Below are 6,444 nucleotides of genomic sequence, written 5' to 3' on the forward strand. Positions count from 1 at the left end.
CTTGTTACTTGCGTTTATGTACTCTCCTGCTTAAACGGAACCGATCCAATGGAATTCATTTGTATCATACCAAAACAGCTAAAGAAATGCTATTACCCGGAATGAATTTTCATGAGAAAACGGGGCTAAATAAGAAAAGCCTGTGAGCAATAGCGTGCAGAAATGTTACTGCCGCTGATCGCCCACAGGCTGGTTGTTAAAATGAATTGGCTATTGGCACATACTTCTTAACGGCTGCCCGAATATCATCAATATCAAAAGGCTTTGCGAAGTGCGTTAAGGCGCCTAAATCGCGTGCTTCCTGAATCATATCCAGCTCACCGTATGCCGTCATAATGATGACACGAATTTCTTTATCAATCACTCTCATTCTCTTTAATATTTCAATCCCGTCCATGCCAGGGATTTTCATATCGAGAAGTACTAGATCAGGTGAATGCTTGGAGACAATGTCAAGTGCCTGAATCCCATTTGCAGCTTGGTATGTATCATAGCCTTCCTTCTGTAAAACTTCATTCAGCAAAATGCGAATACCAAATTGATCATCAACGATTAATATTTTCCCCTTCAATCAACCCACCTCTTCCCTTCGTCTCAAAAATTCTGTCATTTGATTGTTATTATAGCTACCCAATTAGAATTCCCCCTCTCTTTAATTCTATTTGATGACTGAAAATTCCTCCCTCTTCAAAAAATTTGCTTGCTAGAGTTGTTTTTTGTTTTGAAAAGCCTATAGATTACATGACTAATATGGATCCGATTTTACCTTTTTGTTTGTATTTCATATAATTGATATACCGAATCTTTAAATAGCGATAGGAGAGACATGATGCTAAAAATGTTTTCTACACAGCTTACCGGGCTGTTTAAAAGAATCCAGGAAAAAGAAGAATTTTCGATGGAAGACAGTGCTAGACTTCTGGCCCAGGCGGCTGTCGGAAACGGGAATATTTATATTTTTGGGGCCAATGAGATGTATGCTATTGCCTATGAAGCAACCGAAGGGCAAGAGCCCTTGAAAAATGCGGCGATCTGGCCAATGGACCGTCCTTTGGATGAGCTATCAGAGACAGACAGATTTCTTATTGTCTCGCGTCATTCTACAGATAAAGAAGCGGTGAAAATGGGGGAAATTCTCGCCGAGAAGATGATTCCATTTGTGGGCATTTCCACTGTTCAGGAAGGTCACGGCCTAGCTGATTTGGCCGATGTACATATTGATTTAAGACTTACAAAAGGACTGCTGCCAGATGAAACAGGTAACCGATTTGGCTACCCTTCATCGATGGCTGCGTTATTTGTCTATTACGGGATCAAATTTACATTGGAAGAAATTTTGGATGAATATGAGTAAAAGAATTTATTTGCGGTGGGTGTGGGGTTGATTGGTAATGACCTTATCTGCGAATTTAGCCGGACGGTAATTATGTATGATTCATAGTTACCGTTTTTTCTATTTCTCTCACAAATGCATACATTGAACATTCCTATGTTAGTGTTTTGCTTCTCCTCCCTACTTAACGCTTACATTGAACAAACCTACACTACACTCTGCTCCTTCACCCATCAAAAAAAAGAAGACTCCACACGAAGCACCAGTCCCCACACTTGGGGCCTGATACTCAGGAGTCTTCTTTTTCTATTATTTACTATGATTTAATGCCGCCCCAACAAAGTCACGGAATAGAGGTTGAGGACGATTCGGTCTTGAAATAAACTCAGGATGGAATTGGGATGCCACAAACCATGGATGGTCTTTAATCTCAATAATTTCGACAAGGCGTCCATCTGGGCTAGTGCCAGAGAAGACAAAGCCTGAATCTTCCATTTCCTGACGATAATGATTGTTAAACTCATAGCGATGGCGATGACGCTCATAGACCACTTCATCTTGATATGCGGCATAAGCTTTTGTATTCTCATTTAATTTACATGCCTGAATGCCCAATCTTAACGTTCCGCCTAAATCCTCCACATCCTTCTGTTCAGGAAGAAGGTCGATAATTGGGTGCTTCGTAGACGGATCAATTTCTGCAGAGTGTGCCCCTTTTAAGTTCAATACGTTACGGGCAAATTCTATCGATGCTAATTGCATGCCTAGGCAGATACCGAGGAATGGCTTTTTATGTTCACGGGCATATTGAATCGCAAGGATTTTTCCTTCAACCCCGCGATCGCCAAATCCGCCAGGGACAAGAACCCCATCCACTTCGTTTAGCAGGTCTGAAACATTTTCTGCATTCACTTCTTCGGCATTAATCCATTTAATATCAATATCAGAATCATGTGCATATCCAGCATGTTTCAATGCTTCTACTACGGAAATGTAGGCGTCTTGAAGCTCAACATATTTTCCAACAAGCGCGATTTTGGTTGTCTTAGAGAGGTTGGTTACTTTTTCAACGAGCTGCTTCCATTCCGTCATATCGGCATCGCCGCAAACAAGCTTCAAATGATTGCAGGCAATGCTGTCAAGGTTTTGATCTTGAAGTGCAAGCGGAATAGAGTACAAAGTGTCCGCATCTCTACATTCGATAACCGCTTCTTTATCAATGTCACAGAATAAAGCAAGCTTGTCCTTCATTTCTTGAGAAATCGGCATTTCTGTGCGGACTACTACTACATTTGGCTGAATCCCTAAGCTTCTTAATTCCTTTACACTATGCTGTGTAGGCTTTGTTTTCATTTCCCCAGCCGCTTTAATATAAGGAATTAATGTGCAATGGATGTACATCACATTGTCACGGCCAATGTCACTCTTTATTTGGCGAATCGCTTCAAGGAATGGAAGGGACTCAATATCTCCTACCGTTCCGCCAATTTCGGTGATCACGACATCTGAATTGGTTTCATGCCCGGCACGGAAAACTCTATCTTTAATTTCATTTGTAATATGGGGAATCACCTGAACGGTTCCGCCATTGTATTCACCGCGGCGTTCCTTCCTAAGTACAGTGGAATAAATTTTCCCGGTCGTCACACTGCTGTATTTAGTTAAATTCACATCAACAAAACGCTCGTAGTGACCTAAGTCTAAGTCCGTTTCCGCGCCATCACCTGTTACAAACACTTCACCGTGCTGATACGGGCTCATCGTCCCTGGGTCCACATTAATATAAGGATCAAATTTTTGAATCGTTACGCTCAATCCTCTATTTTTCAAAAGACGTCCAAGGGAAGCTGCGACAATCCCTTTTCCAAGTGATGACACTACGCCACCTGTTACAAAAATATACTTTGTCATTATAATTTCCCCCTCATTACAGTTTGTGCATATTCTTCTTTAATTAATGAATAAAAATAATGAATTTTATTTAATGCCTTCGCAAAAAAATAAAAAGCGCTCCACTTACTTTTAACAAGTAAGGGAGCGCTATACGCGTCTAATGATTCGTTCCTTTTTAAGGAGCCCAAAAAGTATTCTACAAGCCTATATAAAAAAAGTCAAGATGGCAGGCCGAAACTTATATGAATATAAGATTAATCTAAATCTTCCTCGTCTACATCAAGGTCTTCATCTTCTTCTATATCTTCATCCTGATCTCCAAGGTCATACTCTTCATCCTCGTCAATCAGGTCTTCGTCCTCTTCCAGATCTTCGTCATCGATCAAGTCGTCCTCTTCGATGATGTCATCTTCCTCTTCTTCAAATTCGTCATCAATGTCATCATCGATATCATCATAATCGATATCTTCATCGTCAAGATCATCGTAGTCAAGATCTAGATCGTCCTCGTCCTTCGCCTTCTTCGCCTTCTTCTTCTTCGGCTTGATCTCTGTTACGACATCTTCTTCCTGCTGCTCAATTGGGTACCATACACGAAGTCCCCATCGATTATCACCTAAGCCTAAAAAACGCCCATCGATGTTTAAATCTGTATAGAATTGAGCAATTTTCGATTTCACTTGATCCTCAGTAAGATCAAGAAGAGTAGTCAATTCATCCATTATTTCCTTAAATGCCATTGCGTCTTTTCTGCCTTTTAATAGTTCATAAGTGACTTCAATGAATGACATTTCTTTCAATTCTTCTTTTGTAAGTTCATATAAACTCAACATTAGCACGCCCCTTCACTATGTAACGCTTTTTAAGAAAGCGAAAAATAAACAGCCTTTTCAAAATCAGTAATTTAGCATTAATGATGATTTGGGAACCGATTTAAAACTAGGTTTTTAGGCACCCTCAAGAATACATATTCTCCATTATAAACAATATTTTGGTGTTTATGCTAGCTATATCTTTCACCTATTATCTTTTTCATTTTTAGCTGAGTCCTTCGTTTTTTGCGAGAGCTGGCTATATGCGAGTGAAAAGAAAAAAATCGAAATTAAAAAGAAAGGAATCGCGCCCAGCTGCTTTTGGTAAAGGTAATAAAATCCGATACAAATCCCCATGATCGCTGCAAAAACAAAAATTCGCTTCACATTCCCACATCCTGTTTAAATTCCTTGAAGACACAGACAGCTCTACGGTTCTAATCTGATTATATCGAATTTGGCGAAAAATTGTATAAGCTTGAATTAATTTTGTTATTTCTCCTATTTAACGAGTCTAATCATCCTTCTTTTTACAAGAATAGACTAGTAAGGACAAGTTCAAGAAGGAGGAATAGCAATTGGGGATGGACTATCAGCAAATAGAAGAAAAACTAAAGTCACTTGCCAGGCAAAGCCCGTTTCTTTCGCTTGAGACTATTGGAAAAACAGCATCAGGACTAAACTTGTATTGTGTCGTTATTACTAAAGATGCAAACACATATAATTTGGCGTTTTGTCAAACCCAGGCTCAGCAGATGATCACCAACCCGGAAGAATTTTTGCAAAGCGAAAAGAAGATCCCGATCATGATTAATGCTTCCATTCATGGGAGTGAAATATCTGGGACAGACGCGGTACTTCATTTGATCGAACGAATTGCAATAAAGAAGGATAAGGATATTTTACGTCTATTAGAGAATATTATTTTGATATGCATCATTTGTGCAAATCCAGAAGGCAGGGAGCAACAAACAAGGTATAACGGAAACGGGTTTGACTTAAACCGGGATTTTATTACACAGTCCCAAAAAGAAACAAAAGCTGTTGCACAACTGATTGCCAAGTGCAATCCTCTTGTTTTTCTCGATCTTCATGGCTACGTGAACAAAGATCCGAAAAAAATCGGCCTTATAGAGCCTTGTACTCCTCCACATAATCCTAACTATGAATACGATTTATATGAAAAATGGGCTTTTCCTATGGCTCAATCCATTGAATCATATATTGTAAATAGAAAAGACAGCTTCCAATCTAATCGGTATAAAGGCATGTCTGGAGCTTATATTCCCTATCGTGACAGCACAAAAGGATGGGATGATTATGGCGCCTATTATGCGGCGATGTACGCGATGCTCCATGGATCAATCGGCGTGACGATCGAGGCACCTACTGAAGGAAATGACGGGTTACTCTGGCTTTATTATGTCATGCTTGGAGCTTGCGAGTTTGTTCAAGCCCAAAAATCCGAGTTACTTCAAAACATCATCACCTTTTTTAACCGCGGTGCCAAAAGACACCATCCCCATCAAGCAGCCGGATTTTTTCCAAATGCTTATATCCTTCCAGTCCCAAGGGACGATGCATCTCCAGCTTATCAAGTAATCGATCACCTCATGAAAAATGGGGTTAAAGTTGAAATGGCTGAAAAAGGATTTATCTATGGAAAAAAAGTCTTTCTAAAGGGCACCTTTATCATACCAATGAATCAGCCGAAAGCTGTGGTAGCTAACACTTTTTTATGGACAGGAGAAAACCTATCTAAGGGCTCAATAAACATAACAAATTTAAGTTCATGGAGCTTGCCGCTTCTTTGGGGTGCCGAGTGCATTCCTGTAAAAGCCTCATTAGCTGTAAAAACAACACCTGTTTCACAATTAGTGAAGCGATATTACGTGAGTGGAAATGGACCTTTTATCCTTAAAAGCCGTTCCGTTGAAAGCATATCCTTTATTCAAAAGTTATTATCACAAGGTATATCAGTAAAGTGCACAAAGTCGGGAGAATTTATCATTGAACATACGGATAAAAATTGGCTTAGGAAACAAGCAAGAGGAACTGGCCTCACATTGAGCTCTGCATCGCCCGCTAAAAGCTCCACTCTTTTACGAACAAAAAAGGTTGCCATTATTCGTGATGACGGATTATTCCATGCACAATCCCATGCTGGGACAAAAGAAGCGCTAAAAGAAATGGGTTTTCAAGTAAAAGAGCTTCACCCGAGAAGTTTAACAGATAGAGCCCAATTAAAAGACATTGACGTTTTAATCTACAGTGGTGTAAAGCAACTATTTTATCTTCCATCTAAGGTTTCGTCACGTTACCATCACGCTATCCTTAAATCTGAAGAACAGCTGGCGGCGTGCAAAGAAACAATTACAGCGTTTATTGAACGGGGCGGGCGATTTA

6 protein-coding genes are annotated in these 6,444 nt (G+C 39.9%); 2 read left to right on the forward strand and 4 right to left on the reverse strand.

The window, feature by feature from the left end:
• Positions 1-196 precede the first annotated feature (196 nt).
• On the reverse strand, positions 197-571 hold the full coding sequence (locus V7127_RS20340; RefSeq protein WP_066296672.1) for a response regulator: 375 nt from the start codon (positions 569-571) through the stop codon (positions 197-199).
• A gap of 258 nt (positions 572-829) precedes the next feature.
• Between V7127_RS20340 and V7127_RS20345 the strand changes: the two genes are divergently transcribed.
• Positions 830-1,354 carry a DUF2529 domain-containing protein gene (locus tag V7127_RS20345; RefSeq protein ID WP_335489031.1) on the forward strand — a complete coding sequence of 175 codons (525 nt, stop codon included), beginning with the start codon at positions 830-832 and terminating at the stop codon, positions 1,352-1,354.
• A gap of 288 nt (positions 1,355-1,642) precedes the next feature.
• Here V7127_RS20345 and V7127_RS20350 read toward each other — a convergent pair whose 3' ends face one another.
• The 3 genes from V7127_RS20350 to V7127_RS20360 all read right to left on the reverse strand — a co-directional run bounded on the left by V7127_RS20350 (position 1,643) and on the right by V7127_RS20360 (position 4,425).
• Positions 1,643-3,244: a CTP synthase gene (locus V7127_RS20350; RefSeq protein ID WP_335344258.1), complete on the reverse strand. Its 1,602-nt coding sequence runs from the start codon at positions 3,242-3,244 to the stop codon at positions 1,643-1,645.
• Between the two features lie 236 nt (positions 3,245-3,480).
• Complete coding sequence (gene rpoE, locus V7127_RS20355; protein WP_438824045.1) at positions 3,481-4,059, reverse strand: DNA-directed RNA polymerase subunit delta; 579 nt, start codon at positions 4,057-4,059, stop codon at positions 3,481-3,483.
• A 183-nt stretch (positions 4,060-4,242) separates the two neighbouring features.
• Positions 4,243-4,425, reverse strand: coding sequence for a hypothetical protein (locus V7127_RS20360; protein WP_335344259.1), 183 nt, complete (start codon positions 4,423-4,425; stop codon positions 4,243-4,245).
• 197 nt (positions 4,426-4,622) lie between these two features.
• On the opposite strand from V7127_RS20360, the gene V7127_RS20365 reads away from it, so the two are divergent.
• A partial coding sequence (locus V7127_RS20365; RefSeq protein WP_335489040.1) for a M14 family zinc carboxypeptidase occupies positions 4,623-6,444 on the forward strand: 1,822 nt, incomplete at its 3' end.

Origin of the sequence: Bacillus sp. JJ1773 (assembly GCF_036962035.1) — a bacterium.
Lineage (GTDB): Bacteria > Bacillota > Bacilli > Bacillales > Cytobacillaceae > Cytobacillus.